Annotated in this window: 17 protein-coding genes and 1 pseudogene; 4 read left to right on the forward strand and 14 right to left on the reverse strand. The window is 68.1% G+C overall.

The window, feature by feature from the left end; genetic code table 11:
* Positions 1-28: 28 nt before the first annotated feature.
* From bcsN to AABQ55_RS17660, 8 genes are all read right to left on the reverse strand, one after another.
* The gene (bcsN, locus tag AABQ55_RS17625; protein WP_272805932.1) at positions 29-997 is read right to left on the reverse strand and encodes a cellulose biosynthesis protein BcsN; all 969 of its coding nucleotides are present in this window, start codon (positions 995-997) and stop codon (positions 29-31) included.
* A 161-nt stretch (positions 998-1158) separates the two neighbouring features.
* Positions 1159-1644 (reverse strand): GlcG/HbpS family heme-binding protein, encoded by a 486-nt coding sequence (locus tag AABQ55_RS17630; RefSeq protein ID WP_272805933.1) that lies wholly within the window; start codon positions 1642-1644, stop codon positions 1159-1161.
* 107 nt (positions 1645-1751) lie between these two features.
* Complete coding sequence (locus AABQ55_RS17635; RefSeq protein WP_244766886.1) at positions 1752-2348, reverse strand: response regulator transcription factor; 597 nt, start codon at positions 2346-2348, stop codon at positions 1752-1754.
* Positions 2345-3934 (reverse strand): sensor histidine kinase, encoded by a 1590-nt coding sequence (locus tag AABQ55_RS17640; RefSeq protein WP_272805934.1) that lies wholly within the window; start codon positions 3932-3934, stop codon positions 2345-2347. The genes AABQ55_RS17635 and AABQ55_RS17640 overlap by 4 nt, the downstream gene beginning before the upstream one ends.
* A gap of 130 nt (positions 3935-4064) precedes the next feature.
* Positions 4065-5507: an amidohydrolase family protein gene (locus tag AABQ55_RS17645; RefSeq protein WP_272805935.1), complete on the reverse strand. Its 1443-nt coding sequence runs from the start codon at positions 5505-5507 to the stop codon at positions 4065-4067.
* A complete protein-coding gene (locus AABQ55_RS17650) occupies positions 5500-6594 on the reverse strand; it encodes an amino acid ABC transporter permease (protein ID WP_272805936.1) in 1095 nt (364 codons plus the stop codon). The genes AABQ55_RS17645 and AABQ55_RS17650 overlap by 8 nt, the downstream gene beginning before the upstream one ends.
* A gap of 1 nt (position 6595) precedes the next feature.
* A complete protein-coding gene (locus AABQ55_RS17655; RefSeq protein WP_272805937.1) occupies positions 6596-7744 on the reverse strand; it encodes an amino acid ABC transporter permease in 1149 nt (382 codons plus the stop codon).
* 79 nt (positions 7745-7823) lie between these two features.
* Entirely contained in the window at positions 7824-8843 is a 1020-nt protein-coding gene (locus AABQ55_RS17660) for an amino acid ABC transporter substrate-binding protein (protein WP_272805938.1), read from the reverse strand.
* 578 nt (positions 8844-9421) lie between these two features.
* Between AABQ55_RS17660 and AABQ55_RS17665 the strand changes: the two genes are divergently transcribed.
* Together AABQ55_RS17665 and AABQ55_RS17670 are read left to right on the forward strand one after the other, a co-directional pair.
* A complete protein-coding gene (locus tag AABQ55_RS17665; RefSeq protein ID WP_244766892.1) occupies positions 9422-9619 on the forward strand; it encodes a hypothetical protein in 198 nt (65 codons plus the stop codon).
* A gap of 42 nt (positions 9620-9661) precedes the next feature.
* Positions 9662-9853: pseudogene (locus tag AABQ55_RS17670) on the forward strand (hypothetical protein); the annotation flags it as partial.
* Between the two features lie 242 nt (positions 9854-10095).
* Here AABQ55_RS17670 and AABQ55_RS17675 read toward each other — a convergent pair.
* Together AABQ55_RS17675 and AABQ55_RS17680 are read right to left on the reverse strand one after the other, a co-directional pair.
* Positions 10096-11310 (reverse strand): MFS transporter, encoded by a 1215-nt coding sequence (locus tag AABQ55_RS17675; protein ID WP_272805939.1) that lies wholly within the window; start codon positions 11308-11310, stop codon positions 10096-10098.
* Between the two features lie 45 nt (positions 11311-11355).
* A complete protein-coding gene (locus tag AABQ55_RS17680) occupies positions 11356-12054 on the reverse strand; it encodes a DUF899 domain-containing protein (RefSeq protein WP_272805940.1) in 699 nt (232 codons plus the stop codon).
* 86 nt (positions 12055-12140) lie between these two features.
* On the opposite strand from AABQ55_RS17680, the gene AABQ55_RS17685 reads away from it, so the two are divergent.
* Both AABQ55_RS17685 and AABQ55_RS17690 read left to right on the forward strand, forming a co-directional pair.
* Positions 12141-13361 (forward strand): helix-turn-helix domain-containing protein, encoded by a 1221-nt coding sequence (locus tag AABQ55_RS17685; protein ID WP_272805941.1) that lies wholly within the window; start codon positions 12141-12143, stop codon positions 13359-13361.
* A gap of 33 nt (positions 13362-13394) precedes the next feature.
* Positions 13395-14027, forward strand: a complete 633-nt coding sequence (locus tag AABQ55_RS17690; protein WP_272805942.1) for a Vgb family protein — start codon at positions 13395-13397, stop codon at positions 14025-14027.
* A 49-nt stretch (positions 14028-14076) separates the two neighbouring features.
* Here the strand turns inward: AABQ55_RS17690 and AABQ55_RS17695 are convergent, their stop codons facing one another.
* The 4 genes from AABQ55_RS17695 to AABQ55_RS17710 all read right to left on the reverse strand — a co-directional run bounded on the left by AABQ55_RS17695 (position 14077) and on the right by AABQ55_RS17710 (position 17809).
* Complete coding sequence (locus AABQ55_RS17695) at positions 14077-14937, reverse strand: urea carboxylase-associated family protein (RefSeq protein ID WP_244766897.1); 861 nt, start codon at positions 14935-14937, stop codon at positions 14077-14079.
* A gap of 296 nt (positions 14938-15233) precedes the next feature.
* Positions 15234-15593 carry a nuclear transport factor 2 family protein gene (locus AABQ55_RS17700; RefSeq protein ID WP_272805943.1) on the reverse strand — a complete coding sequence of 120 codons (360 nt, stop codon included), beginning with the start codon at positions 15591-15593 and terminating at the stop codon, positions 15234-15236.
* A 49-nt stretch (positions 15594-15642) separates the two neighbouring features.
* Positions 15643-16122: a carboxymuconolactone decarboxylase family protein gene (locus tag AABQ55_RS17705; RefSeq protein ID WP_272805944.1), complete on the reverse strand. Its 480-nt coding sequence runs from the start codon at positions 16120-16122 to the stop codon at positions 15643-15645.
* A 133-nt stretch (positions 16123-16255) separates the two neighbouring features.
* Positions 16256-17809: an alpha/beta fold hydrolase gene (locus AABQ55_RS17710; protein ID WP_272807491.1), complete on the reverse strand. Its 1554-nt coding sequence runs from the start codon at positions 17807-17809 to the stop codon at positions 16256-16258.
* Positions 17810-17829: the final 20 nt, after the last annotated feature.

The raw sequence follows: 17829 nt of genomic DNA on the forward strand, positions 1-17829 counted from the left end.
ATGTTAAGGAAAAATTAGGCGCCGGACTTCAATTGCAGGTTGTCGACCCGGAGGACGATGTAATGCAAACGGGTGACGGCACCACGACGGCCTCCCCTTCCGTTCCTGAGACGGTGCCGCCGGTCGGCGACGGCACGATGACGGCATCGCCCCTGTCGAGCGTCTCGGTGCGCCGTTCGACAGGTTTCCTGTCCGTCTGGCGGCGGGCAGCCGGCACGCGCGTACCGGTCTCCACGACGGTCGTGATCGGCGCCTTGCGCTCCTCGATCGCGACCCGCAGCGGCTCGCCGCCGCCAATCCCGCTGTCGACCGCAGCCGGCGTGCCGTAGGGGTTCCAGGTCGCGCCGGAAAAGCCGCCGACGATGGTGTAGCCGTACATCATCTCGACCAGTTCCTTCTCGCCCGCACTGGACTGGCAGACGCGCAGGCGGATCTGGATGGAGCCGTAGCTGTTGAGCTTGTCGCGGTCCGCCTCGTCCGCGCGGATCTGCTGCCAGCCATAGAGGCAGCCATCGTCGCCCGCGCCGCGCCCGTAGGCGTAGCCGAACGGCCCGTAGCTGTTGCGCACGAAATTCGGCGAGATCGCCAGCGCGCGGCCGGGCAGCGCGGCGCGGATCTCGCTTCGGATCGCCGAATGCTGCACCGGCTTGAAGGCCAGCGTGCCGCCGGGCATCACCGTCGTCTCCACCGGGCCGAAGGCCTGGATGCTGATGAAGTTCTGGCCGGGCGTCGCCGCCGAGGTGGACAGCGCGATCTGCTGCTCGACCGCATTGGTATATTGCCGCTGGATCACGCTGACGATCGACAGCGTGCCCGGACCGGGCAGCACCAGCGCGCTCGACGCCGGAACGGTGGTGGAAAGCGTCGCGATACCGGCGCCCGGTCGCGCCGCGCAGCCGGCAGCCAGCGCTGCTGCCGTGCAGGCCGCAAGCAGGAGGCTCCTCTGAAACACCCTGCCGCCACGACCGGAAAAACGAATCGCCGCCGAATCATCCATGCAGCACTCATATTTCGCCCGGGCGCGAATAGGAATCCCCCATATCCAGCCATGGCGCTGCCGGCATCAGCTTCGGGCAAGCGGCATCTTTGGCCGCCCGAACGGCAAGAAGCCCCGGCATCCGCACGATGCCGGGGCTTTTCCGTCACGTGGACGGCGTCCTACTTCAGCTTGGCGCTGACGGCCTCGATGCCGGCGCGGGCGCATTCGTCGTCGATATCGCCGCTCGGCGCGCCGCCGACGCCGATGCCGCCGATCGTCTCTTCACCCGCCTTGACCGGCACGCCGCCGGCAAGCACCAGCAGGCCCTCGATCGAAACGAGCTGGGCAGCGGCCGGGTTCTTGCCGACATTTTCGGCGATCGTCTGGGTCGGCGTGCGCATGGACGCGGCGGTGTAGGCCTTGCGGACGGCGCTGTCGAGCGTGTGCGGGCCGGCGCGGTCGGCACGCAGGACCGCGCGGGTGACGCCGGCGCGGTCGACGACGGCGACCGATACGTTGAACTTCTTGGCAGCGCAGGCCTTCACGGCAGCGTCGGCCGCCTCGACGGCGATGTCGAGCGGCATGTTGCGCTCGGTGAGGATTTCAGCCTGGGCGGCGCCGGCAAGCGTGAGGGCGGCGAAGGCGGCGGCAACGAAGGTCTTCATGTCTATCTCCATCTGGGCCGCTCGGTCTCGTTGGCGGCGACGGCCCTCTTTTCGGAGATTTCCGGCTTTCGCGGTATCGGTGGACGGACGGAGCGGGGTCGGTAGGACTACGGAGCCTGCCCGATCAGCGAAAGGCGCGCGAATTCCGCGACCGAGGTCGTGCCGAGCTTCTGGGCGATGTTGGCCCGGTGCGTATCGACCGTGCGGGGCGAGAGCTGCAGGGCTTCGGCGATCTCCTTCGTCGACCAGCCGCGCCCCACCATGTCCAGCACCTCGCGCTCGCGGTCGGTAAGCTGCGCCACCAGTTTCGCCGCCTCGGCCCGCTCCGCATGCACGTCCAGCGCACCGGAGGCCTGCTGCAGCGCCTCGACCAGTACCTGCTCGTCGATGGGCTTGGTCAGGAAATCGACGACGCCGGCCTTGAAGGCGCGGCGGCAGGCGTGCACGTCGCCATGGCCGGTGCAGATGATCGTCGGCCAGTCGCAGCCGATGGCGGCGAGCTTCTCGTGCAGTTGCAGGCCCGTGATCGCCGGCATGCGCAGATCGAGAAGCAGCACGCCGGGCTTGAGCTTCGGCGCGCGGGCGAGGAACGCGGTGGGATCGCCGAAGGTCTCGATGCGGATGCCGTAGGTGCCGAGCAGCAGCGACAGCGCGCTGCGCACCCCCTCGTCGTCATCGACCAGATAGACCGGCGCCATCGTCATTCCGCTGCCTCTTCCCGTTCCTCGAAGCCGTCCGCCGCCGGCAGCCGCACGGTGAAGACCGCGCCGCCCGCCGCCGCGTTTTCCGCCGAAATGCTGCCGTCGAAACGCTCGACGATGCTTTCGCACAGGCTGAGCCCGAGCCCCATGCCGTCCGGCTTGCCGGAGAAGAACGGCTCGAACAGCCGCGGCAGGATATCCGGCGCAATGCCGGTGCCGTTGTCGCTAACGTGGATCGCATGGCCGGCCGCATAGGACGTGAGCGCCACACGCACCCGCCCGTCCGTCCGCCCCGCCTCGCCCACCGCGTCGGCGGCATTGCGGATGAGGTTGTGGATGACCTGCTCGATCTCCACCGGATCGACCCGCGCCAGCGCCGGGGCCTCCGGCAGGTCGACGTCGAGCGCGATGCCGCGCCGGTCGAGGTCGATGCGCGACAGCGCGACGATATCGGCGACGTGGCGCGAGAGGTCGTGCACGCCGGCCTCCGGCGCGCTCTTGCCGACATAGGCGCGCAGGCGCACCAGGATATCGGCCGCGCGTTTGGCCTGCAGCACATTGGCGGCAAGCACGCCGTCGATCGGCGTATCCTTGAGGCCGGCCGCCGCCGCGATGCGCCGGCCCGCCTGGCTCTGGCTGAGCAGCGCCGTCAGCGGCTGGGTCAGTTCATGGGCGATGCCCGAGGCCATTTCGCCTATGCTGTTGATGCGCAGCGCATGGGCAAGCTTCGTCTCGTGCTGGCGCAGCGCCTCTCGCCGCGCAGCCGCCTCCGCCGCCTCCCGCGCCAGCGCCGCCTCCTGCCGGTGGCGCAGCAGCGAGCGCACGAGCACAAGCCCGGCGAGCGAGATTGCTGCGAAGAGGGCAAGCGGCAGCGGTGGAAGAAGCGCCGCCAGCGTGACATGGCGTTGCAGCGAAAGGCGCAGCGGCTGCGTGGCGCTGGCGATCGGCGCCTCGAAGCGGATGGTGCGGGCGAGGAAGCCCGAACCCGCGGGCTGCGCCGCCCCCATCTCCAGCAGCGTGCCCTCCCCCGTCGCCAGCCGGAGCAGGGCCCAGCGCGGCAGTTCCTCGTCCTCGACGAGCCTTGCCCCGTCGATATCGAGGCTGACGGCCATCGTGTCGTTCATGCGCTTCATCAGGCGGTAGTGGCCGGGCCGCGCATCCCCGCCGTAGACGGCCTTGCCGGCCGCCAGCGCCGCCACGGCCTTCGAGACCTCTTCGGGGCTCGCCGTCGCGCCATCGGCGGATGTCGCCGAACTCACGACGCTCGCCCCCTCGCGCGGCATCAGGCGGATAAGGTCGATCGCGACGATGCGCGGATAGAAGCGCAGGATGGATTTTGCAACGAGATCGAAATCCTCCGACGGCTGCGCCTGCGCAAGCCCGAGGGCACTGAGGCTCGTCAGGTGGGCATCGTGCTGGGCGACGCGCTGCGAGACCGCCCTTTGCAGCGCGCGGCCGCTCTCGGAGACGTCCAGCTCCAGCGCCTGCCGGTGGCTTTCGGCCGAATAGAGGCCGAAGGCGGCGACGAGCAGCAGCCAGCCGCCGGCAAGGGCGGCCGAGGAACGGAGAAAGGTCGGGCGTGCACGCATCCGGGATGAAGCCGCGTCAGGGATCGGGAGGACCATCATAGGGCCTCGCCCGCGCCTTGGCGATCCGCAGCACCACGGATATCGGCCCGGAGCCGACCTGCGCTCCAGACAGAGATTTCCCCGGATCGCGTCAGGACAGAACCGGCAGCGACAGCGGTGCGAGCGTCGTGGCGGGCCGGCCGCGCGGATCGTTCGCCGGAAGGCGGCGCACCGCGAAATCCTGCACCGCCTGCAGCTCGGCCAGCGCGCCGTCGTAGTCGACCAGCGTCGGGCGGTCCTCCCGCATGACGCAGGCGCCGTCGACATAGACGGCGGCCACGGCGCGTTCGGCGGCGCAGTGCAGGAGGTTGCGCAGCGGATCGTAGAGCGGCTGCATGCCGGGGTGCCTGAGGTCGACCAGCGAAAAATCCGCCTTCGCGCCGCGGGCGATGCGGCCGATGTCGCTGCGCCCGAGGGCCCTGGCACCTGATAGCGTGGCCGCCTCGAAGACCGCGGCGGTATCGACGTCGAAGACCGAGCCGCCGGCGATGCGGGCGCAGATCATCGCCATGCGCATCTCCTCCAGCATGTTGAACGGATAGCTGTCCGTGCCGATCGCCACGTTGACGCCCGCCTGCCGGTAGCGGCCGAGCGATTGCAGCACCATGCCGCTGCGCGAGAAGGTGACCGGGCAATGGGCGACGCTCGTCCCGCTGGCGGCGAGCCGGTCGAGGTCGGCCGCCGTGCGCTGGCGCGTCCAGGCGTGGCTGTCGATGAAGATGCAGTGCCCGAGGATGAGGTCCGGCCCGAGAAGGCCGAGGCTTTCGAGATAGGCGACGGCGGTGAGGCCGTGGCGGCGCACGAGCTCCTCGTGCTCGGCCATGGTCTGCGCGGCATGCACGGTGATCGGCACGCCGCGGATGCGCGCCGCCTCCGCCGCCGCCTGCAACAGGTCCGGCGAGCAGGTCTCGACCTGCGCCGGGGCGACGATGCCGCCGAGCCGGCCCGAGGGATGCGCGCGGGCGGCATCGACCGTCTCCAGCGCCCGGGCGAAGGCGTCGCGGCCGCGCGCGGCGTCCCAGCGGAAATCGAGCCGGTGGCTGTCCTCGACATGCCAGGCCGCCTCGCGGAAACCCGGGGCGACATAGGCGCGCGCGCCGCTCCTTGCGAGCGTCGGCAGCCAGCAGGCATGCGGGCCGGCAATGTCGACGAAGGTGGTGACGCCGCTGCGCAGGAGATCGCCGAGCATGACGGTGAGCGCGGCCTCGACCGCATCGTCGCTTATTTCGATCAGCGTCGAATATTCGTACATCGCCTGGCCCCAGAGGGCGGCCGTGCCGGCATCCTCGAACAGGCTCTTGGAGACCGGCTCCTCGCCGGAATGGCAGTGCACGTTGACGAGGCCCGGCATGACCATGCGGTCGCGGCCGGAGATTTCCGCCGTGAACGGCCCCTCGTAGCGCCCGCCGACATGGACGAAGCCGGCCGCATCGAAGGCGACGTCCGCATCGTGGAGATAGGCATGGCCGCCGCGGGCCGCATCATAGGCGATGACGGTATGGGCGTTGCGGATGACGGTGATCGTATCAGGCATGGGTCGTCCGAAAATGCTTTTCGAGGAAGCGGCTATAGGCGCCCATCAGGGCACTGAAGGTGAAGTAGACGGCGGCGGCGACGAGATAGCCTTCGAGCACGGCGATGCCCTGCCATTGCGGATCGCGGATGGCCGAGCGCACCGTATCGAGGAAATCGACGAGGCCGACGATGGTGACGAGCGTCGTATCCTGGAAGAAGCCGATGAAGAGGCCGACCATCGGCGGGATGACCTTCTTGAGCGCCTGCGGCAGCACGATCTTGCGCATGACCTGCCAGTAGTGCAGCCCGAGCGAGGATCCCGCCTCGTATTGCCCGGCGGGCACGTCCTGCAGGCCGCCGCGCACGATCTCGGCGATATAGGCAGAGGCGAAGAGGATGATCGCCACCTGCGCGCGCAGCAATTTGTCGATGGTGACGCCGTCTGGCATGAACAGCGGCAGCATGACCGTCGCCATGAAGAGGATGCTGATCAGCGGCACGCCGCGCACGATCTCGATGAAGCCGACGGCGAGAACGCGGATCGCCGGCAGGTTGGAAGCGCGCGCCAGCGCCAGCACGATGCCGAGCGGCATGGCGAGCGTCAGCCCGACGAAGGAGAGCATGAAGGAGAGCGGCAGGCCGCCCCAGCTCGTCGTCGCGACGGGCGTCAGGCCGAAGACGCCGCCGGCCATCAGGATGTAGAGCACCGGCAGGATGGCGAGGATCCAGGCGAGAAGCAGGCCCCGGCTCCAGAAGCGCGGCATCATGGAAACGAGGAAGGCGGCGAAGAGCAGCAGCAGCGCCAGCATCGGCCGCCACTGTTCGTCATAGGGATAGAAGCCGAACAGCATGTAGCGCAGCTTCTGCGCGACGAACGGCCAGCAGGCGCCGCTTGCCGCCTTGCAGGTCTCGCCATTGCCGGAGAACACCGCATCGACCACCAGCCAGCCGAAGGCGAGCTTGGCGATGAAGACGATGGCGGCGATGGACAGCACGCTGACGAGCGTGTTGCCGGGCGTGCCGAAATAGGCGGAAAGCCTGCCGAGGCGCGGGGCCGCCGGTGCCGGCTGCGGCGGCGCCAAAGCAAGGGTCTGGACGTCGGCCATCTCAGCGCTCCTTCAGCGCGACATGCGCATTGTACCAGTTCATCAGCAGCGAGATGGCGATCGACAGGGCAAGGTAGACGCCCATGAAGATCGCGATCGTCTCGATTGCCTGGCCAGTCTGGTTCATCACCGTGTTGGAGACCATGACGAGGTCCGGATAGCCGATGGCGATGGCGAGCGAGCTGTTCTTGAAAACGGTGAGATAGGTGTTGGTGAGCGGCGGGATGATGATGCGCAGCGCCTGCGGCAGCACGACGAGCCGCATGGTCTTGCCGCGGGCAAGGCCGAGCGCGGCCGCGGCCTCCCATTGGCCCTTATTGACCGCCTGGATGCCGGCGCGCACGATCTCCGCGACATTGGCCGAGACGCTGAGCGCAAGGCCGAAGAGCAGCGCCACGAATTCCGGTCGCACATGCAGCCCGCCCGTCAGGCGGAATTTTCCGGCCGTCGGGAAATCCCAGCTTATGCCGACGCCGCCCGCAAGCCAGAGCAGCAGGGCCGGCAGCACGAAGGCGGCCGTGGCGATGAGCCCGCCGTGGTTCGACCGGCCCGTCGCGACACGCTTGCGCATGGAAACCCGGCGGATGGCGAACGCCGCCGCCGCGCCGCCGAGGAGGCAGGCGAGCAGCGCGCCGCCGCCGCTTTCGACCAGGGCCGCCGGCACGACAAGGCCGCTGTTGGAGAGATAGACACCCGGCAGGAGGTTCAGCGCCTGCCTGACCGGCGGCAGGATGAGGATGATCAGCGAATACCAGAGGAAGAGATAGAGGAGCAGCGGCACATTGCGCAGAAGCTCGACATAGACGAGCGCAAGACGCGCCAGCAGCGGATTGCGCGACATGCGCGCGATGCCCACCGCAAGCCCGAGGAGCGTGCCGAAGATGGCGGCGAGCAGCGACACCTTCACCGTGTTGGCGATGCCGACGAGGATGGCCCGGCCGACCGTGTCGGTCGCCTCGAAGGCGATGGCGGCCTCGGTGATGACGAAGCCGGCGGGCCGAGTCAGGAAGTCGAAGCCGGTCGCGATGTTCTGCTTGGCGAGGTTGCCGCTCGCCGTCGAGAACATCGTCCAGCCGACGAGGATCACGGCGCCGATCGCGACGACCTGGTAGAAGAAGGCGCGAAAGCGCGTGTCGTGCAGGAAAGCCATGAATCCCCACCGCTAAGAACAAAAAGGGGACGGGCGCACGCACCGCCATGCGCGCGCCCGGGTGAGCGCTTGAAAGCGATCAGCGGATCGGCGGCGAATAGATCAGGCCGCCGGCGTTCCACAGCGCGTTGGGGCCGCGCGTCAGGCCGAGCCTGGTGCCCTCGCCGAGATTGCGCTCGAACACTTCGCCATAGTTGCCCACGCTCTTGATGATGCTGTGGCCCCAGTTGTTGTCGAGGCCGAGCATCTTGCCGAGCTCTTCCGTGGCGCCGAGCATGCGCTGCACGTCCGGGTCCTCGCTCTTCAGCATCTCGTCGACATTCGCCTGGGTGATGCCCTTCTCCTCGGCGGCCATCAGCAGCCAGACCGACCAGGAGACGATGTCGCCCCAGTTGGAATCGTTCTGGCGGAAGGCCGGCGCCAGCGGCTCCTTGGAGATGGTTTCCGGCAGGACCACATAGTCGTCCGGGTTGTTGGCGACGGCGCGGATCGAGGCAAGGTCGGACCGGTCGGAGGTGATCGCCTCGCAGCGGCCGGAATAGAAGGCCGCACGGTTCTCGTCCGGGCTTTCGAAGACGACGAGCTCGAACTTGCCGTTGATCGCGCGGAAGAAGTCGGAAATGTTCTGCGCCGTCGTGGTGCCCGGCAGGGTGCAGATCGCCGCTTCCGTCAGCTCCTTGGCGCTGGCAACGCCGAGCGACTTCGCCACCATCAGGCCCTGGCCGTCATAGAAGACCGTCGGGCCGAAATCGAGACCGAGCGAGGCATCGCGCGAGAAGGTGTGGGTCGTCTGGCGCGACAGGACGTCGATCTCGCCGGACTGCAGCGCCTGGAAGCGCGTGTTGATGTTGGTCGGGACGAACTCGACCTTGTCGCCGTCGCCGAAGACCGCGGCGGCGATCGAGCGGCAGATATCGGCGTCGAAACCCTGCATGCGGCCCTTGTCATCGGGTGCCGCGAAACCCGGCGTCGCCAGCGAGACGCCGCAGACCAGCTTGCCGCGCGCCTTGACGGTTTCGAGCGTGCCGGCGGCCGAGGCCTGGCCGGCCATGGTCAGTCCGAGCGCGGCCGCGCAGATCGAAAGAAGTGCCTGCTTCATGCTTCCCCTCCCATTGGGTATCGTTGGATGCGGCCGGCGCCGCCCTCCAGCGGCACCGCCCCATCGCGATCTTCCGGATCGCAATTATTGTGTACAATGCAAAAAACACATCATCAACAGTTCCCGATATGGAATGTCGACAATCCCGGGAAATCGGCCATGTACTTTGGGTATGAAGCCATGTACGTTGGACATTAACTGCCGTTTCGCACGCTTCCAGGGGCGCATCTCACGCCGCAGAAGGGGTCAGGGCGTACCGACAAAGCTATCAGGCGATACAGTTTTTCGGATATTTAATTATACAATCTTCGTCGGACATCCGTGGTCGGATCTCCCGCTTGGATTTCTCCCGGACGACGAGGCCGGAACGCGAATGTTCCGGCCTCGTCGCTGTTTCGCGTCGGCGCGGCAGCTTTCCGCAACACGCATCTCCACTCCCCCGCAGGCGGGGCTTACGCTATCGCGAAAGCCCCTTCCGCGACGCTCCCGGATGCACCCGATTTTTTCCTCTTTCCACCGGAACAATCGCTCCCCTTGCCGGTTGGAGCAGGGTCGAAGACGATTGAGCGTGATCGCCCATGCCGGACCAATCCAAGCTGTTTCCCGACCACCGCAGGCTGTCGGGGGAGCGCTACACGATAGAAACCTTTCGCGCGGCCTATGACCTGCCGGCGCAGGAGGCCAAGCGCCTCTACGACAAGTTCGGTCCCTCGAAACGGGAGCTGGACCTGCTCATGCGCGCCCGCGAGAACCCGGCGCAGTTCCTGAATTTCTGAGACGCGCCGGAACAAGCCCCCGGAGTAATAAAGGAGCCGACCGTGACCATTGGAAAGCCACAGAGCGGTGCCCCCGGCACCACCGAGCAATCCCCCCGCTGGGAAGGCCCCGAGGCGACGCGCCCGCGTGGCTACCTTCCCGCCAAGGACGATCCGGATCGCGACCGGGACGCCCATGGGGAAAACAATGCCGACCCGTCCCGGGAGAAACTGCGCGATGCCGGCAAGACCCGCGACGACCCGCCGGACGATGCCGCTAAGACCGAGGAAGAAAGGATCGAGCGGAAGCAGGCGACGAACCCCGCCCTGATGCCGATCGGCGACCCTTCCGGAGCGGCATAGGGCAAAGCTGTCCGCACCACCTCTGCATCGCCGCCCATCCCTTCTCCCCGGCGAGGAGAAGGGATGGGCACTGGTTTTCGTCCATTTCCCGGGGTTGACCCCTGAGGACCGAGCGTACGATGCACCCCGACCGTTCAGGCCGCCGCCAGCGCCTCGCGCGCCTTCGGCACCGGCTTGAACGTCATGGCGATCAGGAAGGCGCCGAGGCCGATGCCCCACGAGCCGACATAGAGCCAGGTATAGCTGGCGAAGGTGTCGTAGATCAGCCCGCCGGCGACCGGCCCCAGCGCCATGCCGAGGCTGCTGGCCATGGCCGTGCCGCCGATGACGGTGCCCATCATGCGCAGCGGGAAGTTTTCCCGCGCGATCACCGCATAGAGCGGCATGACGCCGGCATAGATGAAGCCGAACAGGCCCGCCACGACGTAGAAGGAGGCAAGCCCACCGGTGAAGACATAGGCGAGCGCGCCGAAGGCCTGCGCGAAAAGGCCGAGCACGAGGATGTGCTTGGCGCCGAACCGGTCGCCGAGAAGACCGAAGACGACCCGGCCGCCCATGCCCGCGAGCCCCTCGATGCTGTAGATCGAGACGGCGGCGATCATCGGAATGCCGCAGGTGATGGCATAGCTCACCGTGTGGAAGATCGGCCCGGAATGGGTGGCGCAGCAGAAGAAGTTCGTCAGGCACAGGATGATGAACTGCGGCGTCTTCAGGATATCGCGCGTCGTCATGCCGGCCTGTGGCTCGTCGGACGCGGCAAGGCCCTCGCCGCCCACCTCCAGCGCCGGCGCGCGCCGCACCAGCAGGGATGCCGGGATCATCACGACGGCGACGAGGAGCGCGATGATCTGCATCGCGCTGCGCCAGTCGTTGAAGGTGACGAGCCAGGCGGCGAAGGGCGACATGGTCATCGGCGCCATGCCCATGCCGGCCGAGACGAGCGAGACGGCAAGGCTCCTATGCGTATCGAACCATCCCGTCACACAGGCCATCATCGGCGCGAAGACCGCGGCGACCGCCACCCCCGCCACCAGGCCGAAGACGAACTGGAAGGCAAGGAGCGACGGCGCGAGGCTCGCCGCAAGCAGGCTCGCCGCCAGGAGCACCGAGCCCGACAGCACGACCGGCCGCGGCCCCCAGCGGTCCGAAAGGCCGCCCCAGACCATGCTGGCAAAGACCATGGCGAGAAAGCCGACGGTCATGGCGGTGGAAATGCCGGTCACCGACCAGCCGGTATCCCTGGCGATCGGCAACAGGAAGACCGGCAGCGAGAACATCGCGCCGATGGCGATGCAGCCGAGGAGGCCGCCCGCGGCGACGATCACCCAGCGATAATGCGTATGGATCATTGTCATCTCCTCTGCGGCCGCCGGCTGGCCGGGGCCGCGCCCAAATCAATACTGATCGTGCCGCCTTACCCATTCCATAGGATAGCGAAGGCCGTCCTCGTCGCGGCCCTTCGGCACGAGGTCGAGGAAGTGATAGGCACCGTTCACCATCTCGACGCCGCGCGCGTAGCAGGAATAGGTGTGGTACACCTCGCCCGGCCCGCTCCTGTAAAAGACGCTGACGCCGACCATTTCCGACACCGTGTTCGAACAAATCGCGAAATTGTAGTAGGCGCGCCCCGCCGCCAGTTCCTCCGGTGTCGCGGAGGCCTGGTAGTCGAAGTTGAAGTCGCTGCCGCCCGAGGACACCCACGGAAAGCTCCAGCCCATGCGCCGCCGGTAGGATTCGATCTTTTCCAGCGGCGCGCGCGAGACCGCCGTGAAGGTCACGTCGCGCCGGGCAAGATGGACCGGGATGCCGTTGAAGTTGTCGGCCCAGAAGGAACAGGACTTGCAGCCTTCCTGCCAGTCGGGCCCGAGCATGAAGTGATAGACGAGGAGCTGGGAGCGCCCGGCGAAAAGATCCTCCAGCGTCAGGCCGCCATCCGGCCCCTCGAAACGGTAGGCCTTCTCCACCCGTTCCCAGGGCATCGCCATGCGGCGGCGGGTCAGCGCCTCGCGCTGGCGGGTGAAGGCCTTTTCCGCGGCCAGCAGCTCCAGGCGGGCTTTCAGCCAATTCTCATGGGAAACGACTTGATTGCGCATCGTGAAACGCCTTTCTTCTCTATCGATGCACCGAGATTAAGCGCCAGTCGCGGAAAAGCGGGAGTTACAAATGTGACGGGAATTCAATGGACTCGATGATCACCGCCGCCGCCCGGGCGCTCGCCACCGGCGATCCGCTCGGCGCGCTGAACCGCGTGGCGCTGCGCGACGACGCCCCGGCACTGGCGCTGCGCGGCATCGCCATGGCGCAGCTCGGCGATCTCGACCGCGCGAAGGCGCTGCTGAAGAGCGCCGCCCGCGCCTTCGGCCCGCGCGAGGCGGTGGCGCGGGCGCGCTGCGTCGTCGCCGAGGCGGAAATCGCCCTCGTCTCGCGTGATCTCACCTGGCCGGTGAAGGCGCTTTCCGCCGCCGAGGCGACGCTCGCCGCCCATGGCGACCGGCTGAACGCCGCCCATGCCCGGATGCTCGCCGTCCGTCGCCTGCTGCTGATCGGCAGGCTCGCCGATGCCGCCGCGCTCCTGGCCGCGATCGATCCCGTCCCCCTGCCCCCGCCGCTTCGGGCCGCGCACGCGCTCGCCGCCGCCGGCATCGCGATCCGCCGGCTGCACACGGCGACGGCCCGCGAGGCCTTCACGCGCGCCGCAGCCGCCGCCCGGCAGGCCGGCATCCCCGCCCTGATCCAGGAGGTGGAGGACGCCGCGACGGTCCTGCAAAGGCCGGCTGCGCGCGCGATCGCGGATAGCGGGGAGCGCCCTCTCCTTCCCCATGAGGTCGAGACGCTGCTGGCGACCGACAGGCTGGTGGTCGATGCCTGCCGCCACGTCGTGCGCTGCGGCGAGACCACCGTCTCGCTGGCCACGCGGCCGATCCTGTTCGCGCTTCTGCGCACGCTCGCCGAGGCCTTTCCCGGTGACGCCAGCCGGGAAAGCCTGCTGCTGCGCGCCTTCCGCGCCCGGCAGGCAGACGAGTCCCACCGCGCCCGGCTGCGCGTGGAGACGGGCCGGCTGCGGGCCGAACTGGAAGCCCTCGCCGAGATCACCGCCACGCGGGACGGTTTCCTGCTGGTGCCGCGTGACGGACGGACCGTCGCCGTGCTGGCGCCACCGCGTGACGAACCCCATGCCGACGTGCTGGCGCTCTTTGCCGATGGCGAGGCCTGGTCGAGCTCGGCGCTCGCCATCGCGCTCGGCACCAGCGCGCGCACCGTGCAGCGCGCCCTCGAACAGCTCTGCGCGGACGGCAGGGTGCAGGCGATCGGCCGCGGCCGCGGCCGGCGCTGGCTGACGCCGACGCCCGGCGCTTTCTCGACACTCTTGTTACTCCCGGGTCCGCTGCCGGGCGATTAGGATCGTCCCATCAACGATCCAAAGGAGATTGAGATGACCACTTCCAAGGCAGACATCCTGCGCGAATACGGCCCCTTCCCCGGCGTGGAGCAGGTCCACGGCGTCACCTTCGACGGCAAGGCCGTCTGGTTCGCCTCCGGCGACAAGGTCAATGCCCTGGACCCGGACGACGGCCGCGTGCTGCGCACGATCGACCTCTCGGCCCATGCCGGCACCGCCTATGACGGCCGCCACCTCTTCCAGATCGCGGAAGACCGCATCCACAAGATCGACCCCGCCTCCGGCGCGATCGTCTCCACCATCCCCGCGCCCGGCAATGGCGGCGATTCCGGCCTCACCTGGGCGGAAGGCTCGCTCTGGGTCGGCGAATACCGCAGCCGGCAGATCCATGAGATCGACCCGGAAACCGGCGCCGTCCTGCGCACCATCCAGAGCAACCGCATGGTGACGGGCGTCACCTGGGTGGACGGCGAACTGTGGCACGGCACCTGGGAGGGCGAGGAAAGCGACCTGCGCCATCTCGACCCGGAGACCGGCGCCGTGCTCGACACCATCGTCATGCCGGCGGGCACCGGCGTATCGGGCCTCGAATCCGACGGTGCCGACCGCTTCTTCTGCGGCGGCGGCAACAGCGGAAAGATCCGCGCCATCCGCCGCCCGCGCTGAGCGTCTTGCTACCGCCGCATTGTCCGGCGCCGAAGCCATGCCGCTTCGGCTAGAGCCCGTGGGTGCCGTCGTAGCCGTTGACCGGCGGCGGCGCCCAGCCTTCCGGCAAAGCCTTCGGCTTGTAGATCTCCACGACCATCGGATAACACGCCGCCGTGTCGGAGGAATGCTGCGCCGAGCAATCCCCGCCCGGGCAGGCCGACATGCAGCCGAGAAGGTCGATCTCGGCGAAGAACTCCAGATAATCGTCCGGCCGCACCGGGCTCGCCTTCATGAAATACTGGCCCGTATCGCGCGTGAAGCCGGTGCACATGAAGACGTTCAGCACGTCGTGCACATAGGTCTCGGCCTCGCGCGGCGCCATGCCCGTCTTCGCGGCGAAAGCGCGGGTGAGGTTCGAGTGGCAGCAATGGTGATACTGCCCGCCATGGCTGAGCAGGTTGTGCGTATAGGGATCGCACCGCGTGCCGATCACGTCATGCACCGCGCCGCCGAACGCGTCGAAGCCGTACCAGTCGAGCGTATCGTGCGTGATGGTCGCGATGGGGCGCAGATAGGGGAAATTGGAGAAGAGCTGGTCGCCGAGGCCGACATGGGTGCCGGCGAGCGCCCGCGTTTTGCCCGTATAGAGCCGCTCCTTCAGGTCATTGGCATTGAAGAGGTTGAGGTCTCCCACCTGCGGCCCCTCGCTGCAGACGATGCGGCAGAAATGCCCCGCCGGCACCGACCAGGTCGCCGCCTCGCGCGGCGGCACGACGACCGTCTCGACGAGCGCCAGATCGTCGCGGAGCGCGCGATAGGCGGCAAGGTCGGGGCGCGGCAGGGTCTCGACCGGGTAGCAGATCACCGGCTTGACCGCCTTGCGGGCCGCGGCGTCGCCAGGCGCCGCCGTGATGGGCGTGGGCTTCATCTCTCGTCTCCATGTCCTGTCGCCGCGCCGTCCCCGGCCTCGCGAACCACCGGCGACTATAGCCGCTTCGCACCGCCTGTCAGCCGCCCTTTCCGACGTGGCACGCCGCGATACATGCGAATTTTTTCGGGGAACTTTGGCGCGCCGCCGAGGAGGAAGCCATTCTGGTCGCGCGCCCGGTTGACGGCGGCCTTCATCGCGAAACCCGCCCGACGACAAGCCGCAGCAAGGCAGCTTTGCAGGGCGCAGTTCCGGACGCCGAAGGCATTGTCGCCTGGGCTCCCTTTGCAACAGGCCTACTCGTCCCAAGCCTGCACGACCGTCTGGCGGACGATGAGCCCGTCGGAAAGGTCGAGGATCGCCGCGCAGAAAACGCGCGTGCCGTCCGGATAGGCACAGGCCTGCGTGAAGGCGAGTCGGCTGCCCTCGGCGATCGTCGTATCGACCTGGTGGGTCATTGCCCGGCTGCAGATGTCGTCCCAGAAGGTGGCGATCGCCTGCCTGCCGCGCACCTCGCGCGGCTTGCTCGGCGGGTTGTTCCGGTCGATGACGCGCACGACCGCGTCGTCGGCATAGAAGCTCGCCAGCATCTTGCCGTCGCGTCCTTCGATGGCTTGCTTGATCGCCGCGCCATCCACGGCCTTGGTTCGAAGCATGTCGTCCTCCTTTGGCCGCCTGTCGCGGCGATGGGAATTGCAGCGCCGCCTAGGGCGCCGTCTTCGCCATCCGGGCGGCGCGGGCGAGGATATCGTCCGTCTCCTGCCGGAATGTCGCCGGATCGACCTGCAGGCCGTTCAGCACCGTCGACCAGTGCCGCACGATCGAGGCCATCGCCACCGCCTCGCGGATCTCCTCATCCGTCGCGCCGTTCAGCTTTGCCGCCGCCGTGTGGAAGTAGACGCAATACTGGCAGGGGATCTGCGACGACACGGCCAGCCCGAGCAGCTCCTTCGTCTTGCCGTCCAGCGCCGTATCGGGATTGAGCTGCAGCGACTTGAACTCGGTCCAGGCGCCGGCAATGCCGACCGCCGGGAAAGCCTTGAACATGGCGGGCACCTGGCCGAGCGTCGCCTCGATATCCTTGTAGGCGGCCGCCGAGCCGTCGTCGGCGTGCAGCGGCGCGGCAAGCGCGATACCCGCCGTCAACGCGGCGGCAAAGATCAAGCATGTCCTGATCGGTGTCATTTTCCTGTCTCCCTCGGCTCTTCCCTCCGGCGACCGCCGCCACGGGGAATGCATGCCGCCACCCTAGGATCTTGCCGTTCGCGCCGCTTCGCCCGAAAGCGCCATGCCGCGCATGGCTCTGCCGGGCCAGCGGTCAGCGGTCTTTCTGGCCGGCGGAAAATGCCGCCGCCGCGGCGCGCGAGCTAAGGTCGAGCTTGGTGAGGATGTTGGCGACGTGGCGCTTCACGGTGTGCTCGCTCAGCACCAGCATGGCGGCGATCGCGGGGTTGCTCATGCCATCGGCGACGCGGGCGAGGATTTCGCGCTCGCGCGCGGTCAGCACGGCGAGCGACGGTGCGGGGCCTTTCTTCGGCACTGCGGGTTCCAGGTGCTGCTCGGCGACCACCAGGACGATCTCCAGCGGATGGCTCCGGCCTTCGACCTCCATCACGCCGCGCGCGGCGAAATGCAGGCCCGAGCCGGCGCTCAGCTCCCCCACAAGCGAGGAGGCCATGATCTCGCCGGATCCGGCCAGGCCCGCGATACGCTCGGTGACCTGCACTGCAAGCCCCGTCATCGTCTCGCCGCCGATCTCGATTTCGCCGACATGCACGCCCTGCGCCAGGGCAAGCCCGAGCACCGCACCGGCATCCCTCAGCGCGAGCGCCGTGCGGGCAGCGCGGGCCGGGCCGTCGAAGCGCGCGACGAGCCGGTCGCCGTCCCAGCGCAGACACCGTGCCCCCAGCCGCTCCGCCGCGGTGAAGGCCGCGGCCTGAAAATCCTCGGTACACTTCGACCATGCCCGATCCCCAAGACGGGAGGCAAGCCGCTCCGCGCCGTCGATACGCGCCACCAGAAGGGCGGCAAGCACGCGGTCGGCCTCCGTTACCGGCCGCGCGCCGGTCAGGAACTCCTCGACCTCGTCCGCGATGCGGTCAACGTCGCCGGTCCAGACCGGATGGTCGCTGCCGGGTATCTCGACCAGCCGGGCACCGGCGATCCGCGCCTTGAGGTAACGGCTGCCATCGGGGCTGACATGGGCGTCGTTGCAGCGATGGATAAGCAGCGTCGGAACGTTCACGGCCGGCAAGGCGCCACGCACGTCGATCGCGGCATTCATGCGCGCCAGCGAGATCGCGGCGGCAGGGCTTGCCGACAGGCGCTCGAAGCGTGCCCACCACGGGGCGAAACGCTTGTCGTTCACCAGTCGCGGCGCAAAACTCTTCAGCGTGGCGCCACTGCCCCAGCCTGCATCCAGCATCCCCATGAATTGCTCGAGCGCCGTCTCGTCCATCACCCAGCTCTTGAAATGCGCATAGCCGCCATAGAGGATAAGGGCGCGCGTGCGCTCCGGGCAGGCGGCGGCGAAGAGGATCGCCATCGGCACCCCCTCCGAGACGCCGAGGATCGCGGCCCGGCCGCTCCCGGCGGCGTCCATCACGGCGCGCACGTCATCCATCCGCGCCTCGATATCGGGCAGCGCGGCGGCATCGACCGGGTCGGAGAGGCCGGTGCCGCGCTTGTCGAACTGGATCACGCGTGAAAATGCCGAGAGCCGCTTCAGCAGGCGGCTGTAGCCGGGATCTTCCCAGTTCAGTTCGAGGTTGGAGATGAAGCCCGGCACGAGGACGAGATCGAGTGCGCCCTGGCCGACGACCTGATAGGCGATGTGGAGGTTCCCGCTTCTGGCATAGCGCGTTTCGAGCATCTTCACGAAACCTCTCCGTA

This window comes from Shinella sp. WSD5-1, from assembly GCF_963942435.1.
Lineage (GTDB): Bacteria > Pseudomonadota > Alphaproteobacteria > Rhizobiales > Rhizobiaceae > Shinella > Shinella yambaruensis.